The following is a 15,967-nucleotide window of genomic DNA, read 5'->3' on the forward strand; positions in this document are numbered from 1 at the left end:
GGGCTTACAGGCGGTTCAGTACCTGCGCCAGTAGGGAACCCATCCGGGTTGCGCTGTCGCGGCCTGCCTGGAGGACCTCCTCGTGGTTGAGGGGTTCGCCTGTCATGCCTGCCGCGAGGTTGGTCACCAGGGAGATGCCGAGTACTTCCGCGCCCGCCTCGCGTGCGGCGATGGCCTCCAGGACTGTCGACATGCCGACAAGGTCAGCGCCGATGACGCGGGCCATGCGGATCTCGGCCGGGGTCTCGTAGTGGGGGCCGGGGAACTGGGCGTAGACGCCCTCCTCCAGTGTCGGGTCGACCTCCTTGCACAGGGCGCGCAGGCGGGGGGAGTAGAGGTCGGTGAGGTCGACGAAGTTGGCGCCGACGATGGGGCTGGTGGCCGTGAGGTTGATGTGGTCGCTGATCAGGACCGGCTGGCCGGGGCGCATGCCCTCGCGGAGGCCGCCGCAGCCGTTGGTCAGGATGATCGTCTTGCTGCCGGCGGCGACGGCGGTGCGGACGCCGTGCGCTACGGCGGCCACGCCTCGGCCCTCGTAGAAGTGCGTACGGCCGAGGAAGACCAGGGCGCGCTTCGCGCCGATCGTGTACGAGCGGATCTTGCCTCCGTGGCCCTCCACCGCCGGCGGCGGGAACCCGGGCAACTCGGTGACCGGGAACTCGGCATCGGGAGCACCGAGGGCGCCCACGGCCGGCGCCCAGCCGGAGCCCATCACGAGGGCGACGTCATGGGTCTCGGCGCCGGTCAGTTCGCGCAGGCGCGTGGCCGCGGCGTCGGCGGCGGCGTGGGGGTCGCCCTGGATGTCGTCCGGAAGAAGAGATGCGTTCACGCGCTTGAGGGTAGCCGGTCTGGGCCTACGCGCGTAGATGACTGAGCTCACCGGATGGCGATCGTTGTCTTGTCGTTTCCAATCAGGTCCGACCCAGGCGTATCCGGGTCCGACCCTGTCCGCCGCCGTCAGCAGGGGCGCTTGCGCAGCTCCATCACGTAGTCGTGCGGTGCTCCCGCCGACTCGGCGGCATCGGCGATCTCCCCGAGGTAGCGGGCCGAGGGCAGGCCGCCCTCGTAGCCGTTGAGGACGTAGACCCAGGCCGCTTCCTGGCCCTCCAGGGTGTGCACGCGTACCCGCATGCGGCGGTAGATGTCCAGGCCCACGCCTTCCCAGCGGTCCATGGAGTCCTCGTCCAGGGGTGCGAGGTCGTACAGCGCGACGAAGACCTGGGCACCGGGGGCCTCCACGATCGTCGCCAGGGCGCCCTCCCAGCCCATGTGCTCGCCACCGAAGGTCAGCCGCCAGTCGTTCAGCCAGCCCGTCGCGCGCAGCGGAGAGTGCGGGGCGCGGCGCGTCATCAGCCTCGCGTCGAGGTTGCCGGCGTACGCGGCATAGAGCGACATGGGTCGAGGGTACGGCAGGTGGGCGCGGGTGCCTCAGTCGTCTCATACGTACCTGCGGTAGCGCCGGTCACCAGCCGCGGTCGTCCCGTCGGGGCCCCGGCGCGGTGGCACGGTGGGGCGTGCGGGACAATGGAGCATGTGACTCGGATCGTGATCATTGGTGGCGGACCCGGCGGATACGAAGCGGCCCTGGTGGCCGCTCAGCTCGGCGCGGAGGTGACCGTCGTCGACTGCGACGGTCTGGGCGGGGCGTCGGTCCTCACGGACTGCGTGCCGTCGAAGACCCTGATCGCCACGGCCGAGGTGATGACCACCTTCGACTCGTCGTACGAGGAACTGGGGATCATCGTCGCCGACGACACCCCACCCATGGAGCAGGCCGCTCGGGTGGTGGGGGTCGATCTGGGGAAGGTCAACCGCCGTGTGAAGCGGCTCGCGCTGGCTCAGTCGCACGACGTCACGGCGTCCGTGACGCGGGCCGGCGCCCGGGTGCTGCGCGGGCGTGGACGGCTGGAGGGCATGCAGTCCCTCGACGGGTCGCGGAAGGTGGTCGTGCGGGCCGCCGACGGGAGCGAGGAGACGCTCACCGCGGACGCCGTGCTCATCGCCACCGGCGGGCACCCTCGCGAGCTGCCCGACGCCCAGCCCGACGGCGAGCGGATCTTCAACTGGACCCAGGTGTACGACCTCACCGAGCTGCCCGAGGAGCTCATCGTGGTCGGCTCCGGTGTCACCGGTGCCGAGTTCGCCGGGGCCTACCAGGCGCTCGGGTCGAAGGTCACGCTGGTGTCGTCGCGGGACCGGGTGCTGCCGGGTGAGGACTCGGACGCCGCGGTCGTGCTGGAGGACGTCTTCCGGCGCCGGGGCATGAACGTCATGGCGCGCTCCCGGGCCGAGTCCGCGAAGCGGGTCGGGGATCGCGTCGAGGTCACGCTGGCGGACGGCCGGGTCATCAGCGGCTCGCACTGCCTGATGGCCGTCGGCGCCATTCCGAACAGCGCCGGGATGGGGCTGGAGGAGGCCGGGGTCAGGCTGCGCGAGTCCGGTCACATCTGGACCGACAAGGTCTCCCGGACCTCGGCTCCCGGGGTGTACGCGGCCGGTGACGTGACCGGGGTGTTCGCGCTCGCCTCGGTGGCGGCCATGCAGGGACGTATCGCCATGTACCACTTCCTGGGCGACGCGGTGGCCCCGCTGAACCTGAAGACCGTCTCGTCCAACGTCTTCACCGACCCCGAGATCGCCACCGTCGGCTACAGCCAGGCCGACGTCGACGGCGGGAAGATCGACGCCCGGGTCGTGAAGCTGCCGCTGCTGCGCAACCCGCGCGCGAAGATGCAGGGCATCCGGGACGGCTTCGTCAAGATCTTCTGCCGGCCCGGCACCGGGATCGTGGTGGGTGGTGTCGTCGTGGCGCCCCGCGCCTCGGAGCTGATCCACCCCATATCGCTCGCCGTCGACAACAATCTGACCGTCGAGCAGATCGCGAACGCCTTCACCGTCTATCCCTCCCTTTCGGGCTCGATCGCCGAGGTCGCCCGCCAGTTGCACACCCGCAAGGAGGACGACGGAGGCTGACCGTCGCGACGGCCGAAACCGATTCCTCGCTGGTCACAGGGAGTTGTCGAGCATGCGTGCGGCATAGTCGGGAGGAATGGGCCCTATACCACTCGCCGTCCTGCTGTGCGAACAACTTCTGTTATTCGCCGCAAACTGCTGAAACCAGACGGTCGTTGGGGTTACTGTCAGTTTCGTGTTCGCTGCAGAACGTCGCCAATTGATCCTCGAAATGGTGCGAGCGAACGGGGCCGTGTCGCTCCGTGAACTCGCCCGCGTCGTCCAGACCTCCGAAGTGACCGTACGGCGGGACGTGCGCGCACTGGAGGCAGAAGGACTCCTCGACCGCCGACATGGCGGTGCGGTATTGCCGGGCGGTTTTACGCGGGAGTCCGGCTTTCCGCAGAAATCTCATCTCGCGACCGCCGAGAAGACGGCCATCGCCGATCTCGCCGCGAGCTTCGTCGAAGAAGGCGAGGCCATCGTGGTCGGGGCGGGTACCACCACGCAGGAGCTGGCCCGCCGGCTCGCGCGGGTGCCCGGGCTGACCGTCGTCACCAACTCGCTTCTGGTGGCCCAGGCGTTGGCCCATGCCAACCGGGTGGAAGTCGTGATGACCGGCGGCACCCTGCGTGGCTCCAACTACGCCCTGGTCGGCAGCGGTGCCGAGCAGTCCCTGCAGGGGCTCAGGGTCTCCCGGGCCTTCCTGTCCGGGAGCGGGCTGACCGCCGAGCGTGGGCTGTCCACGTCCAACATGCTGTCGGCGTCCGTCGACCGGGCGCTGGTGCAGGCCGCCGCCGAGGTCGTCGTCCTCGCCGACCACACCAAGCTCGGCACCGACACCATGTTCCAGACCGTGCCGACCGAGCTCATCACCCGCCTCGTCACGGACGAACCGCCCGCCCACGACGACCGTGCGGCCACCGAACTCCAGGCCCTCGCCGACCAGGGGGTGCAGATCGCCGTGGCCGGGGCGTCGGAGAACCCGGGGGGTGATCAGGTCCCGGCGCGCCGGCAACAGCGTCGGGACGTGCCCGTTCCGGGCCCGCGCCGCGGTCAGGTCCCCGGCGGCGGACCGGGGTTGCGCACGGCCACCGCCCTCGGCGAGCAGGCCCCCGGCGCGGAACGGGCGCGGGTGGCGGACCTCCGCCGCCGCTGAAGGGGCGGTGCGCTCCGTGGGATCGATGGACGCCCTGGGCTCGGCGGGGTCGGTCGGCTCCGCGGGCTCGGTGACATCGCCGGCGCCGGTGGGATCGGGGCGTACGGCTGAACTCCAGGGTTCTCTGTAGGGGGAGTGCGTAGGGGGAGTGCGACGGGGGAGCGCCCCGCCCGGAGGGTCCCGCTGACACGAAGGCGCCCGGCGGACTGAGGAAGTCAGTCCGCCGGGCGCCTTCGTACACCCGGTGTCAGTCCTTGATCTCGCAGATGGCCGCGCCGGACGTGAGGGACGCGCCGACGTCCGCGGACAGGCCCTTGATGGTGCCGGACTTGTGCGCGTTCAGCGGCTGTTCCATCTTCATCGCTTCGAGGACGACGACCAGGTCGCCCTCCTTGACCTCCTGGCCCTCCTCGACGGCGACCTTGACGATGGTGCCCTGCATCGGGGAGGCGAGGGTGTCGCCGGAGGCCATGGGGCCGGACTTCTTGGCCGCGCGGCGCTTGGGCTTGGCCCCGGCGGCGAGGCCGGTGCGGGCCAGCGACATGCCGAGCGAGACCGGGAGGGAGACCTCGAGGCGCTTGCCGCCGACCTCGACGACGACCGTCTCGCGGCCCGGCTCCTCGTCCGTGTCCGCGTCGGCGGGGGCGGCGAAGGGCTTGATCTCGTTGACGAACTCCGTCTCGATCCAGCGGGTGTGGACCGTGAACGGGTCGGTGGAGCCGGTCAGTTCGGGGGCGAACGCCGGGTCGGTGACGACCGCGCGGTGGAAGGGGATGGCGGTGGCCATGCCCTCGACCTGGAACTCCTGAAGGGCGCGGGCGGCGCGCTGGAGGGCCTGCGCGCGGGTGGCACCCGTGACGATCAGCTTGGCCAGCAGCGAGTCCCAGGCCGGGCCGATGACCGAGCCGGACTCGACACCTGCGTCCAGGCGCACGCCCGGGCCGGACGGCGCGGCGAACGTGGTGACCGTGCCGGGGGCCGGGAGGAAGCCGCGGCCCGGGTCCTCGCCGTTGATGCGGAACTCGAAGGAATGGCCGCGCAGTTCGGGGTCGCCGTAGCCGAGTTCCTCGCCGTCGGCGATGCGGAACATCTCGCGTACGAGGTCGATGCCGGCGACCTCCTCGGTGACCGGGTGCTCCACCTGGAGTCGGGTGTTGACCTCCAGGAAGGAGATCGTGCCGTCCATGCCGACGAGGAACTCGACGGTGCCGGCGCCGACGTAGCCGGCCTCCTTGAGGATGGCCTTCGAGGAGGCGTACAGCTCGGCGACCTGCGCCTCGGACAGGAACGGCGCCGGGGCCTCCTCGACGAGTTTCTGGTGGCGGCGCTGCAGCGAGCAGTCGCGGGTGGAGACGACGACCACGTTGCCGTGGCTGTCGGCCAGGCACTGGGTCTCCACGTGCCGGGGCTTGTCCAGGTAGCGCTCGACGAAGCACTCGCCCCGGCCGAAGGCGGCCACCGCCTCGCGGACGGCGGAGTCGTAGAGCTCGGGGACTTCTTCGAGGGTGCGGGCGACCTTCAGACCGCGGCCGCCGCCACCGAAGGCGGCCTTGATCGCGATGGGCAGGCCGTGCTCCCGGGCGAAGGCCACGACCTCGTCGGCGCCGGACACGGGGTCGGGCGTGCCGGCGACCAGCGGTGCGCCGGCCCGCTGGGCGATGTGCCGGGCGGCGACCTTGTCGCCGAGGTCGCGGATGGCCTGCGGCGGCGGGCCGATCCAGATCAGGTCCGCGTCCAGGACCGCCTGCGCGAAGTCGGCGTTCTCCGAGAGGAAGCCGTATCCGGGATGGATGGCGTCGGCGCCGGACTCGCGCGCGGCGTTCAGCACCTTCTCGATGTCGAGATAGCTGGTCGCGGGAGTGTCACCGCCCAGGGCGAACGCCTCATCCGCGGCGCGGACATGCAGAGCGTCCCGGTCCGGGTCGGCGTATACGGCCACGCTGGCGATACCGGCATCCCGGCAGGCCCGGGCCACGCGGACAGCGATTTCGCCACGGTTGGCGATGAGCACCTTGCGCACGATTGAGGCTCCCTCCTTGAAACAAGCCGAGTTTAGGGACAGCCGACACGGCACTTCGACCCGTCCCCCTTGGTGAGCTTGCCCACACGGAGCGTTATACGAGGCTTGCTCGACCGGTGAAATCCCTTGTCACACCTTGGTACGCAGGACTCCTCCCGGAAACCCTAGCCGTCCTGTGTGCTCAAGGTCTCTGTGGTGGCGTGCTGCGGCCCACTCCGTTTCTTTGTGGAGTCCCTACGAATGGCCCAATGATTCTTTGCCCGCCGCCGGACTCTTGTCCCCACGTTTACCGGTTAGTAGCGTTCATGATGTCTCGAACGTACTTCAGGCCACAGCAGCCTTGCTCGGGTCGCAGTCGAAGGTGGGTGGACCGGTGGTGGTGCGCAGGCCGGTGGCGTGGATCGTGGCGATCGTGCTCTTCGTGGAGGCGCTCGGCGTCGCCGCGCTGAACTGGTTTCTCGGGATCGTCGTCGACCGGCAGGACATGTCCCTGGCCGGCCTCGACCCCGACACGATGTCCACGTCATCGAAGATCGGCGGGATCGTCTTCGGTCTCTACTTCGGCTTCTGCGGCCTGGTCGCGCTGCTGGTGGCGCTGCGCGACCGTGCGCCCGTCGGGCTCGGCCGCATCCTGCTGATCAGCGCGGCCGTGGTGCACGGGCTGCTGGGCGCGTTCGCGTGGGGGCTGATGGGCTGGCCCCAGTTCCTGTTCATGGTCCTGGTGCTGGGCCTGATCGTGCTGCTGCTGATGACGTACGACAGCCCGGGCGCGCCCGCCGACGCGCCGCCGGCCGGTGGCACCCCGATCGGCACCAGGGGCGACGCAGGCTCCCCGATCACACCGCCGCCGACACCCAGCACGCCCTGACCACGTCTCCCGCGCGGGTCACGTCCACCGCGCGGGTCACGTCCACCGTGCCGGTCACTTCTCCGGCGGCGCCCACAGCTCCGTGATCCCGACGCCCAGTTCGGCCAGCAGTCGGCGAACGAGGGGCAGGCTGATTCCGATCACGTTGCCGTGGTCGCCGTCGATGCCGTCGATGAACGGGGCCGAGCGGCCGTCCAGGGTGAACGCCCCGGCGACATACAGCGGTTCGCCCGAGGCGACGTACGCGGCGATCTCGTCATCGGTCGGCTCACCGAAGCGGACCACGGTGGAGGCCGTGGCGGAGACGTACCGGCCGCTGCTCGTGTCGTAGACGCAGTGGCCCGTCTGGAGGGTCCCGACGCGCCCGCGCATCGCCTTCCAGCGGGCGGTGGCCTCCTCGGCGTCCGCCGGTTTGCCGAGCGCCTGACCGTCCAGGTCGAGCACCGAGTCGCAGCCGATCACCAGGGCGCCCCCGACTTCGGGCTTCGCCGCGACCACGGAGGCCTTCGCCTCGGCCAGGGCGAGCGCCAGCTCGGCGGGGGTCGGCGCGGTGACGGCGTCCTCGTCGACACCGCTCACGATCACCTCGGGGTCGAGTCCCGCCTGACGCAGCAGTCCGAGCCGGGCGGGGGACTGGGAGGCGAGGACGAGTCGGCGGCGCGGCTGAGCAGTCATGCGGTCAGCGTATCGGCGGCCCGGCGAACGTGGTCTCACCGCACCCCGAGGACGATCATCGCCAGCACCATGGCCAAAGCCACGAGAACGCCCAGCCGCCGCAGCATGTCCTGCGTGTCACGCAGTTCCTTGGGCGGCTCGTTGTCGGGGTCGGACCACAGCATGGTTACCAGCGTGCGGCGATTTCGTGGAGGACGCCTGAGTACGCGTACTCAAGTTGCCGGCCCGCGGTCGTCGTGATCCGGCCGCGGGCCGGCGGGGCCTGTCGCGCCCACGCGGCGGAGCCGCATGTCGGATACGGCCCCGTGTCCCTGAGGACGTGTCACTCAGCCCGGCCAGAAGGTACGGGCCCAGGACGTCGCCCCCGGCTGGGGCAGGCGATGGGCCGCGATCCTGGCCGGGTCGGACCAGGAGTCCCTGTCCCGCGCCGCGCGCGGCGGTACCGAGGCCGCCGCCGCGGCGCGGGCTCGGACCACCGCCAGGGCGGCGGCCAACTCCTCGGGGGTCGGATTGCCCCGTACGACCTTGATGTTCATGACGGCTCCCTGTCGGGCTAGAGGGGGATGTTGCCGTGCTTCTTGGGCGGCAGCGACTCGCGCTTGGTACGCAGCTGCCGCAGGCCCCGTACGACATGACGGCGGGTGTCCGAAGGCATGATCACGGAGTCGACGTAACCGCGCTCGGCCGCGATGTAGGGGTTGAGGAGGGCGTCCTCGTACTCCTGGATGAGCCGGGCCCGGGTCGCCTCCAGGTCGCCGTTCGAGTCGGCCTCGGCGATCGTGCGGCGGTGCAGGATGTTGACCGCGCCCTGGGCGCCCATCACGGCGATCTGGGCGGTGGGCCAGGCGAGGTTGAGGTCGGCGCCCAGGTGCTTGGAGCCCATGACGTCGTAGGCGCCGCCGAAGGCCTTGCGGGTGATGACGGTGATGAGCGGGACGGTGGCCTCGGCGTAGGCGTAGATCAGCTTGGCGCCGCGCCGGATGATGCCGTCGTGCTCCTGGTCGACACCGGGCAGGAAGCCGGGGACGTCCACGAAGGTGATCACCGGGACGTTGAAGGCGTCGCAGGTCCGCACGAAGCGGGCCGCCTTCTCGCTGGCCTTGATGTCGAGGCAACCCGCGTACTGCATCGGCTGGTTGGCGACGATGCCGACCGGGTGGCCCTCGACCCGCCCGTACCCGGTGAGGATGTTCGGCGCGTACAGCGGCTGGGTCTCGAAGAACTCGGAGTCGTCCAGGACGTGCTCGATCACCGTGTGCATGTCGTACGGCTGGTTCGCGCTGTCCGGGACGATCGCGTCCAGCTCGCGGTCCTCGTCGGTGACGGTGAGGTCCGCCTCCTCCGGGAAGGCCGGGGCCTCGGAGAGGTTGTTGGACGGCAGGTACGACAGCAGCTGCTTGACGTACTCGACGGCGTCCTTCTCGTCCCCGGCCATGTGGTGGGCCACGCCGGAGGTCGAGTTGTGGGTGCGGGCACCGCCCAGCTCCTCGAAGCCGACGTCCTCGCCGGTGACCGTCTTGATGACGTCCGGGCCGGTGATGAACATGTGCGAGGTCTGGTCGACCATGACCGTGAAGTCGGTGATGGCGGGGGAGTAGACCGCGCCGCCCGCGCACGGGCCGACGACCAGGCTGATCTGCGGGATCACCCCGGAGGCGTGGGTGTTGCGGCGGAAGATCTCGCCGTACAAGCCGAGGGAGGCCACGCCCTCCTGGATGCGGGCACCGCCGGAGTCGTTGATGCCGATGACGGGACAGCCGGTCTTCAGGGCGAAGTCCATCACCTTGACGATCTTCTGGCCGTAGACCTCGCCGAGCGCGCCGCCGAAGACCGTGAAGTCCTGGGAGAACACGGCGACCGGACGGCCGTCCACGGTGCCGTACCCGGTGACGACGCCGTCCCCGTACGGGCGGTTGGCGTCCAGGCCGAAGTTGGTGGAGCGGTGCCGGACGAACTCGTCGAGCTCGACGAACGATCCCTCGTCGAGCAGCAGGTCGATCCGCTCACGAGCCGTCAACTTGCCCTTGGCGTGTTGTTTCTCGACGGCGCGTGCGGAGCCGGCGTGCGTCGCTTCCTCGATACGGCGCTGGAGATCCGCGAGCTTGCCCGCGGTGGTGTGGATGTCGATCTCTGGGATCTCTTGACGCTCTTCCGGCTCGGACATCGGGATGGGGCTCCCTGCCTGCTCAAAAGGGGGGACGGTTACTCATCCGTAGAGTAGTGGGGTGCCCCTCGTTCGGCAGTGCGGCGTTTACCACACCTAGGGTGGGTTGCATGACGCCGCGAGATGGTTCTGACGCGAACGACAGCCGGTGGTCGGACCTGGACCGGCCGCCCCTCAACGGTGCCGCGCTGCGGCGCGGGCTGGTGCGGGAGGGCGGGCTGTGGTCGGCGGTGGACGTGGTGCCGCGGACCGGCTCCACCAACTCCGACCTGGTGGCCCTCGCGGCAGCGGGCAAGGCGACCGAGGGCGCCGTCCTGGTCGCCGAGGAGCAGTCGGCCGGGCGGGGCCGCCTCGACCGGCAGTGGACGGCACCGGCCCGCTCGGGCCTGTTCTTCTCCGTCCTGCTGCGGCCGAGCGAGGTGCCGGTGGCCCGCTGGGGCTGGCTGCCGCTGCTGACCGGGGTGGCGGTGGCGGCCGGGCTGGCGCGGGCGGCCGGTGTGGACACGGCACTGAAGTGGCCCAACGACCTGCTGGTCACCGTCGACGGCGAGGAACGCAAGGCCGGCGGGATCCTCGCGGAGCGGGCCGGGGACGACGGGGTCGTCGTCGGCGTCGGCATCAACGTCACCCTGCGCGCGGAGGAGCTGCCGGTCCCGCGGGCCGGGTCCCTGGCGCTGGCCGGGGCGGTGAGCACGGACCGGGATCCGCTGCTGCGGGGCGTGCTCCGCTCCGTGGAGCAGTGGTACGGGACGTGGCGGGAGGCGGGCGGGGACCCGGGCCTCAGCGGCTTGCAGGAGGCGTACGCGGCGGGCTGTGCGACGCTCGGCCGTACGGTTCGGGCGGAGCTGCCGGGGGACCGGTCGATCGTGGGCGAGGCGGTGGCGGTCGACGGGGACGGCAGACTCGTGATCGCGACGGGGGCGGGTGTGCAGCAGCCGGTGGGGGCGGGAGACATCGTGCACCTGCGACCCGCGTGAGGACACGCGGCCCGTCCGGCGTCCGAGGACGAGGCCGCGGAGGCCGAAGCGGGGGCCCGGGGCGGGGCCCGGGGCGGGGGTCCGGGGCGGCAGCCCCAGGTGGGCCCACCCCGAGGCAGACCGCGTACGAGACGGCAGTACTGGACCGTCGGCCCACCTAACGGAGTGAGCTGGCGCACACCTGCCGTAAAGTGAAGGCCGGTCGATACCTGGCCGTGGCAGATCGGAAGGGCAACAGGCGTGACCGTCGACGACACGGGCTCCGGCGCGGACGCGGACGGCCCGGAGGAGCCTCCACCGCTCTCGACTTCGTTCGAGCGGGGAGACTCTGACGCCTCCGACCCCGTCGGGAACCCGCTCGCCCTGCGCCTCGAACATCTGATTCTCGGCGCCGAGCGGCGCTACACCCCCTTCCAGGCGGCCCGCAGCGCCGGTGTCTCCATGGAGCTGGCCTCGCGTTTCTGGCGGGCGATGGGCTTCGCCGACATCGGCCAGGCCAAGGCGCTCACCGAGGCGGACGTTCTGGCCCTGCGCCGGCTCGCCGGTCTCGTGGAGGCCGGACTGCTGAGCGAGGCGATGGCCGTGCAGGTGGCCCGGTCCACCGGCCAGACCACGGCCCGGCTGGCCGAGTGGCAGATGGACTCCTTCCTGGAGGGACTGACCGAGCCGCCCGAGCCGGGCATGACGCGCACCGAGGTGACGTACCCGATCGTCGAGCTGCTCCTGCCCGAGCTGGAGGAGTTCCTCGTCTACGTCTGGCGCCGCCAGCTCGCCGCCTCGGCCGGCCGGGTCGTGCAGGCCGCCGACGACGAGGAGATGGTCGACCGGCGTCTCGCCGTCGGCTTCGCCGACCTCGTCGGGTTCACGCGGCTGACCCGACGCATGGAGGAGGAGGAACTCGGCGAACTCGTCGAGGCCTTCGAGACCACCGCCGCCGACCTGGTCGCGGCGAACGGCGGACGGCTCATCAAGACCCTCGGCGACGAGGTGCTGTACGCCGCCGACGACGCGGGCGTGGCCGCCGAGATCGCACTGCGCCTCATCGAGACCATGGCGAACGACGAGACCATGCCCGAGCTGCGGGTCGGCATCGCCTTCGGCACGGTGACCACTCGCATGGGCGATGTCTTCGGTACGACGGTGAACCTCGCCTCCCGGCTGACGTCGATAGCTCCCCGTGACGCCGTCCTCGTCGACAGCGCCCTCGCGGAGGAGCTGATCCATACCGCTGAGGCCCCGGCCTCGGAGGCGGAGGCGGCCGAGGCCGCGGCGACCGCCGAGAAGGAGGGCGAGGAGCCGCCGACGTACCGCTTCGCGCTGCAGCCGATGTGGCAGCGGCCGGTGCGCGGGCTCGGCGTGGTCGAACCGTGGCTGCTCACACGCCGGGACGGGACGACGTCCTGACCGCGCCCTTCAGTGGCGCTGTGGCTTCTCCTGCGGGGCTCTGAGGCCGGCTGGGGGTCTGACCGGGGATCTGGTGTCCGTGGGCCCTGTGGGGCCTACGGGGGCCGTCTCAGTGGTTCAGCGGGTCCACGCATACGCCGATGATCGGCAGGCACAGGCCCGGCCGGTGGGTCTGCCCGGTCTGCCCGGGCTGTTGGGGTGCCGGGGTCGGTGAGGTGGCCGAGGTGTGGCTCGGGGTCGGGGTCGGCGTCGCGGCCGGTCGCCGGGCCGTGGGGGCGGTGGGTGCCGGTGGCCGGGGGGTGTCGGCGGGCGCCGGGGTGCCGGGGCGGTTCGGGGCGTCCGGGATGGTCGTGATGTCCGGCGCGAAGGTCGGTGGTGCGGTGGTCGTGGACGACGTGGAGGCCAGGGACACCCCGCGGAGTGGGGTCGCGCTCGCCCCGCCAAGGGCGGCGGTCGCCGAGGGGCTCACCTCGGGGACGGCCCCGACGGTCGCGGCGGCGTCGGTCGCCCGGTCCGTGCCGGTGGCGGTGCCCGGGCTGTCCGGGCTGTCCGGGCTGTCCGGGCGGGGTTCGGCCTCCGCGGTGCTGAGCTCGGCGACCCCCGACTCGGGCGTCATCCGTACGAGACTCAGCACACCGGCGGCCAGCGCCAGACCTCCCGCGGCGAGCAGCACCTTGCGGGGGCGGGCCTTGCGGTGACGGCCCCGGGGGGCCCAGAGCCGGGGCCCGGGTCCGGGCCTGGGCCCGGTAGCTGTACCGCTGCCGGCGCGACCGTCGGGGCCGTACGGCTCGGGTGGCCTGGTGGCGCCCTGTGGTGCGGTCGCGGCCCATGGTGCGGTGGCTCTCTTCGGCTCGGCCGGCCGGTACGTCGTCGTCATCGCGTTCCCCCTCCATGCGCTCGCGCCCCCGGTGCGCAGTGGCGGACGCACGTTATGCGCTCTTGTGGGCGGTGCGATGGGGGTTGGGCGAGATGTTCACTCGAACGGGGTGTCGGGCGCGGTCGCGGGAACCGGTGGCCGCGCCCGCTCTTTCCCCTGGGAGGCCGGGCTGCGATGATCGGGGTGCGGGATGTTAACCGTCGTTAACCATCGAGTCGTCGACCATCGACCGGGAGGGTGTCATGAGTGAGGAACGGTTCGGGGAGTTCGTGCTGGTGCGGCGGCATGAGCAGGGGTATGTCGCGGAGCTGGCCCTGGACCGGCCCAAGGCCATGAACGCGGTCTCGACTGAGATGGCCCGGTCCCTCACGGCGGCCTGTACGGCGCTGGGCGAGGACCGGGACGTACGTGTGGTCGTGCTGACCTCGACCCATGAGCGGGCGTTCTGCGTCGGCGCCGACCTGAAGGAGCGCAACTCCTTCTCCGACGCCGATCTGGTGCGGCAGCGACCGGTGACCCGGGGCGCGTACACCGGCGTCCTCCAGCTGCCGGTGCCGACGATCGCGGCGGTGCACGGGTTCGCGCTGGGCGGCGGCTTCGAGCTGGCCCTCGCCTGCGACCTGATCGTGGCGGACCGCACGGCCGTGGTGGGGCTGCCGGAGGTGTCGGTCGGGGTGATTCCGGGCGGCGGCGGCACACAGCTGCTGCCGCGGCGGGTGGGGGCGGCCCGGGCGGCCGAGCTGATCTTCACGGCCCGGCGGGTGGAGGCCGCGGAGGCGCGCGAGTTGGGGCTGGTGGACCAGCTGGTGGAGGCGGGGCGGGACCGGGAGGAGGCGCTGGCGACGGCGGGGCGGATCGCGGCGAACTCCCCGGTGGGTCTGCGGGCGGCGAAGCGGGCGCTGCGGCTGGGGCACGGGCTGGATCTGCGGGCCGGTTTGGAGGTGGAGGACGCGGCATGGCGGTCGGTGGCGTTCTCGGGGGACCGGGCGGAGGGAGTCGCGGCGTTCAACGAGAAGCGGAAGCCGCAGTGGCCGGGCGAGTGACGGGCCGCCCCGCGGCCATGAGAAGCGCAAGCCACGACGCGACACCCTGATGCGATCCCTCCCCGGCGTGGACGCCCGGGCATCCTCACAAGAACTAAGGTGACCCGCTGATCGTTCGGGGCCCCGCCGTCGGTTCGGCAGGGCCCCTCGGTACGACTCCCCGCAGGCGTCTACCGCAGCGGTCCGGTGACCGTCTCCGCCGCCGCGACCAGCCGCCCGTCCCGCACGAACGCGTCCGCCGCGGCCAGGTCGGGCGCCAGGAACCGGTCGGGGCCGGGACCCCGCACCCCCGCCTTCCGTACGGCCTCGATGACCGCCCGGGAGGCCGGCGCCGGGGCCAGCCCCTCGCGCAGCTCCACGGCGCGCGTGGCGGCGTACAGCTCGACGGCGACGACCCGGGTGAGGTTGTCGACGGCGGTGCGCAGCTTGCGGGCGGCCGACCAGCCCATGGAGACGTGGTCCTCCTGCATCGCGGAGGACGGGATCGAGTCCGCGGAGGCCGGTACGGCCAGCCGCTTCAGCTCGCTGACCAGGGCGGCCTGCGTGTACTGGGCGATCATCAGCCCGGAGTCCACGCCCGGGTCGTCGGCGAGGAACGGCGGCAGACCGTGGCTGCGGTTCTTGTCGAGCAGCCGGTCGGTACGGCGCTCGGCGATGGAGGCGAGGTCGGCGGCCGCGATGGCGAGGAAGTCGAGGACGTAGGCCACCGGAGCGCCGTGGAAGTTGCCGTTGGACTCCACGCGGCCGTCGGGCAGCACCACGGGGTTGTCCACCGCCGACGCCAGCTCGCGCTCGGCGACCAGGCGGGCGTGCGCCATGGTGTCCCGTCCGGCGCCGGCGACCTGCGGGGCGCAGCGCACGGAGTAGGCGTCCTGGACGCGGGGGGCGTCGTCCTGGTGGTGGCCGGTGAGCTCCGAACCCGCCAGTACGGCCAGCATGTTGGCGGCGGCGGCGGCCTGCCCGGGGTGCGGGCGGATGGCGTGCAGCTCGGGGGCGAGGACCTTGTCGGTGCCGAGGAGGGCTTCCAGCGACAGGGCCGCGGTGATGTCGGCGGACTTGTAGAGCGTGTCCAGGTCGGCGAGGGCCATGACCAGCATGCCGAGCATGCCGTCGGTGCCGTTGAGGAGGGCGAGGCCCTCCTTCTCGCGCAGTTCGACGGGGGCGATGCCGTGCTCGGCGAGCAGCTCACCGGCCGGGCGTACGACACTGTCCGGGCCCTCGGCGTCGCCCTCCCCCAGCAAGGTCAGGGCGCAGTGGGACAGCGGGGCCAGGTCGCCGGAGCAGCCGAGGGAGCCGTACTCGTGGACGACCGGGGTGATGCCGGCGTTGAGGACGTCGGCCATGGTCTGCGCGACCTCGGGCCGCACGCCCGTGTGCCCCGAGCAGACGGTCTTCAGCCGCAGGAACATCAGCGCGCGCACGACCTCGCGCTCGACCCGCGGTCCCATCCCGGCGGCGTGCGAGCGGACGATGTTGCGCTGCAACTGGGCCCGCAGCTCCTGGCTGATGTGCCGGGTCGCCAGGGCGCCGAAGCCGGTGCTCACGCCGTAGACGGGTTCGGGCTTGGCCGCGAGCTGGTCCACGATTCCGCGAGCGGCGGCGAGGGCCGCGACCGCCTCCTCGGAGAGCTCGATCCGGGCGCCGGCGCGCGCCACGGCGAGAACGTCGGACGCGGTCACCCCGGACGTCCCCACCACCACAGTGTGCATATCCATATTCAGGAGCGTACGCAGTGAATTCAAGGATGTCACCAGTGGGGGCCGGGTTCACCCCTTACCGATGCGCCACACCCCGGGCGACGGCGACACCCGCGTCAGCGAGCCCCCGC

At 71.8% G+C, this 15,967-nt stretch carries 15 protein-coding genes; 6 read left to right on the forward strand and 9 right to left on the reverse strand.

The window, feature by feature from the left end; all coding sequences use genetic code 11:
- Positions 1 to 4: 4 nt before the first annotated feature.
- Both AB0H86_RS15600 and AB0H86_RS15605 read right to left on the reverse strand, forming a co-directional pair.
- Positions 5 to 829, reverse strand: coding sequence for a purine-nucleoside phosphorylase (locus AB0H86_RS15600; protein ID WP_362437520.1), 825 nt, complete (start codon positions 827 to 829; stop codon positions 5 to 7).
- A 128-nt stretch (positions 830 to 957) separates the two neighbouring features.
- Positions 958 to 1,395, reverse strand: coding sequence for a gamma-glutamylcyclotransferase (locus AB0H86_RS15605; RefSeq protein WP_362437522.1), 438 nt, complete (start codon positions 1,393 to 1,395; stop codon positions 958 to 960).
- Positions 1,396 to 1,524: 129 nt separating this feature from the next.
- Here AB0H86_RS15605 and AB0H86_RS15610 point away from each other — a divergent pair, with 129 nt between their 5' ends.
- Complete coding sequence (locus AB0H86_RS15610) at positions 1,525 to 2,973, forward strand: NAD(P)H-quinone dehydrogenase (protein ID WP_362437524.1); 1,449 nt, start codon at positions 1,525 to 1,527, stop codon at positions 2,971 to 2,973.
- Positions 2,974 to 3,148: 175 nt separating this feature from the next.
- Positions 3,149 to 4,111 (forward strand): DeoR/GlpR family DNA-binding transcription regulator, encoded by a 963-nt coding sequence (locus tag AB0H86_RS15615; RefSeq protein ID WP_362437526.1) that lies wholly within the window; start codon positions 3,149 to 3,151, stop codon positions 4,109 to 4,111.
- Positions 4,112 to 4,358: 247 nt separating this feature from the next.
- On the opposite strand, the gene AB0H86_RS15620 is transcribed toward AB0H86_RS15615, so the two are convergent.
- A complete protein-coding gene (locus AB0H86_RS15620; protein WP_362437528.1) occupies positions 4,359 to 6,131 on the reverse strand; it encodes a biotin carboxylase N-terminal domain-containing protein in 1,773 nt (590 codons plus the stop codon).
- Positions 6,132 to 6,507: 376 nt separating this feature from the next.
- Between AB0H86_RS15620 and AB0H86_RS15625 the strand changes: the two genes are divergently transcribed.
- Entirely contained in the window at positions 6,508 to 6,999 is a 492-nt protein-coding gene (locus AB0H86_RS15625) for a hypothetical protein (RefSeq protein ID WP_362438504.1), read from the forward strand.
- Between the two features lie 54 nt (positions 7,000 to 7,053).
- Here the strand turns inward: AB0H86_RS15625 and AB0H86_RS15630 are convergent, their stop codons facing one another.
- The 4 genes from AB0H86_RS15630 to AB0H86_RS15645 all read right to left on the reverse strand — a co-directional run bounded on the left by AB0H86_RS15630 (position 7,054) and on the right by AB0H86_RS15645 (position 9,838).
- Positions 7,054 to 7,674, reverse strand: a complete 621-nt coding sequence (locus AB0H86_RS15630; RefSeq protein WP_362437530.1) for a nucleoside triphosphate pyrophosphatase — start codon at positions 7,672 to 7,674, stop codon at positions 7,054 to 7,056.
- Positions 7,675 to 7,709: 35 nt separating this feature from the next.
- Entirely contained in the window at positions 7,710 to 7,838 is a 129-nt protein-coding gene (locus AB0H86_RS15635) for a hypothetical protein (RefSeq protein ID WP_362437532.1), read from the reverse strand.
- Positions 7,839 to 8,000: 162 nt separating this feature from the next.
- Positions 8,001 to 8,210 carry an acyl-CoA carboxylase epsilon subunit gene (locus AB0H86_RS15640; RefSeq protein ID WP_362437534.1) on the reverse strand — a complete coding sequence of 70 codons (210 nt, stop codon included), beginning with the start codon at positions 8,208 to 8,210 and terminating at the stop codon, positions 8,001 to 8,003.
- Positions 8,211 to 8,227: 17 nt separating this feature from the next.
- Positions 8,228 to 9,838: an acyl-CoA carboxylase subunit beta gene (locus tag AB0H86_RS15645; protein ID WP_362437536.1), complete on the reverse strand. Its 1,611-nt coding sequence runs from the start codon at positions 9,836 to 9,838 to the stop codon at positions 8,228 to 8,230.
- A gap of 110 nt (positions 9,839 to 9,948) precedes the next feature.
- On the opposite strand from AB0H86_RS15645, the gene AB0H86_RS15650 reads away from it, so the two are divergent.
- Positions 9,949 to 10,815: a biotin--[acetyl-CoA-carboxylase] ligase gene (locus AB0H86_RS15650; RefSeq protein ID WP_362437538.1), complete on the forward strand. Its 867-nt coding sequence runs from the start codon at positions 9,949 to 9,951 to the stop codon at positions 10,813 to 10,815.
- A 240-nt stretch (positions 10,816 to 11,055) separates the two neighbouring features.
- On the forward strand, positions 11,056 to 12,219 hold the full coding sequence (locus tag AB0H86_RS15655; RefSeq protein ID WP_362437540.1) for an adenylate/guanylate cyclase domain-containing protein: 1,164 nt from the start codon (positions 11,056 to 11,058) through the stop codon (positions 12,217 to 12,219).
- A gap of 109 nt (positions 12,220 to 12,328) precedes the next feature.
- Here the strand turns inward: AB0H86_RS15655 and AB0H86_RS15660 are convergent, their stop codons facing one another.
- The gene (locus AB0H86_RS15660) at positions 12,329 to 13,096 is read right to left on the reverse strand and encodes a hypothetical protein (RefSeq protein WP_362437542.1); all 768 of its coding nucleotides are present in this window, start codon (positions 13,094 to 13,096) and stop codon (positions 12,329 to 12,331) included.
- 242 nt (positions 13,097 to 13,338) lie between these two features.
- Between AB0H86_RS15660 and AB0H86_RS15665 the strand changes: the two genes are divergently transcribed.
- Positions 13,339 to 14,139: an enoyl-CoA hydratase-related protein gene (locus tag AB0H86_RS15665; RefSeq protein WP_362437544.1), complete on the forward strand. Its 801-nt coding sequence runs from the start codon at positions 13,339 to 13,341 to the stop codon at positions 14,137 to 14,139.
- A gap of 170 nt (positions 14,140 to 14,309) precedes the next feature.
- Here AB0H86_RS15665 and hutH read toward each other — a convergent pair whose 3' ends face one another.
- The gene (gene hutH, locus AB0H86_RS15670; RefSeq protein ID WP_362438507.1) at positions 14,310 to 15,848 is read right to left on the reverse strand and encodes a histidine ammonia-lyase; all 1,539 of its coding nucleotides are present in this window, start codon (positions 15,846 to 15,848) and stop codon (positions 14,310 to 14,312) included.
- Positions 15,849 to 15,967: the final 119 nt, after the last annotated feature.

It is taken from the genome of Streptomyces sp. NPDC050997 (genome assembly GCF_040660135.1).
GTDB lineage: Bacteria > Actinomycetota > Actinomycetes > Streptomycetales > Streptomycetaceae > Streptomyces.

What these genes read in the sequence shown, in the direction of transcription:
- AB0H86_RS15605 (WP_362437522.1), bottom strand. Translation starts at nt 1,395, where the DNA reads ATGTCGCTCTATGCCGCGTACGCCGGCAACCTCGACGCGAGGCTGATG.
- AB0H86_RS15610 (WP_362437524.1), top strand. Translation starts at nt 1,525, where the DNA reads ATGGAGCATGTGACTCGGATCGTGATCATTGGTGGCGGACCCGGCGGA.
- AB0H86_RS15630 (WP_362437530.1), bottom strand. Translation starts at nt 7,674, where the DNA reads ATGACTGCTCAGCCGCGCCGCCGACTCGTCCTCGCCTCCCAGTCCCCC.
- AB0H86_RS15635 (WP_362437532.1), bottom strand. Translation starts at nt 7,838, where the DNA reads ATGCTGTGGTCCGACCCCGACAACGAGCCGCCCAAGGAACTGCGTGAC.
- AB0H86_RS15640 (WP_362437534.1), bottom strand. Translation starts at nt 8,210, where the DNA reads ATGAACATCAAGGTCGTACGGGGCAATCCGACCCCCGAGGAGTTGGCC.
- AB0H86_RS15645 (WP_362437536.1), bottom strand. Translation starts at nt 9,838, where the DNA reads ATGTCCGAGCCGGAAGAGCGTCAAGAGATCCCAGAGATCGACATCCAC.
- AB0H86_RS15650 (WP_362437538.1), top strand. Translation starts at nt 9,949, where the DNA reads ATGACGCCGCGAGATGGTTCTGACGCGAACGACAGCCGGTGGTCGGAC.
- AB0H86_RS15660 (WP_362437542.1), bottom strand. Translation starts at nt 13,096, where the DNA reads ATGACGACGACGTACCGGCCGGCCGAGCCGAAGAGAGCCACCGCACCA.
- AB0H86_RS15665 (WP_362437544.1), top strand. Translation starts at nt 13,339, where the DNA reads ATGAGTGAGGAACGGTTCGGGGAGTTCGTGCTGGTGCGGCGGCATGAG.
- hutH (WP_362438507.1), bottom strand. Translation starts at nt 15,848, where the DNA reads ATGCACACTGTGGTGGTGGGGACGTCCGGGGTGACCGCGTCCGACGTT.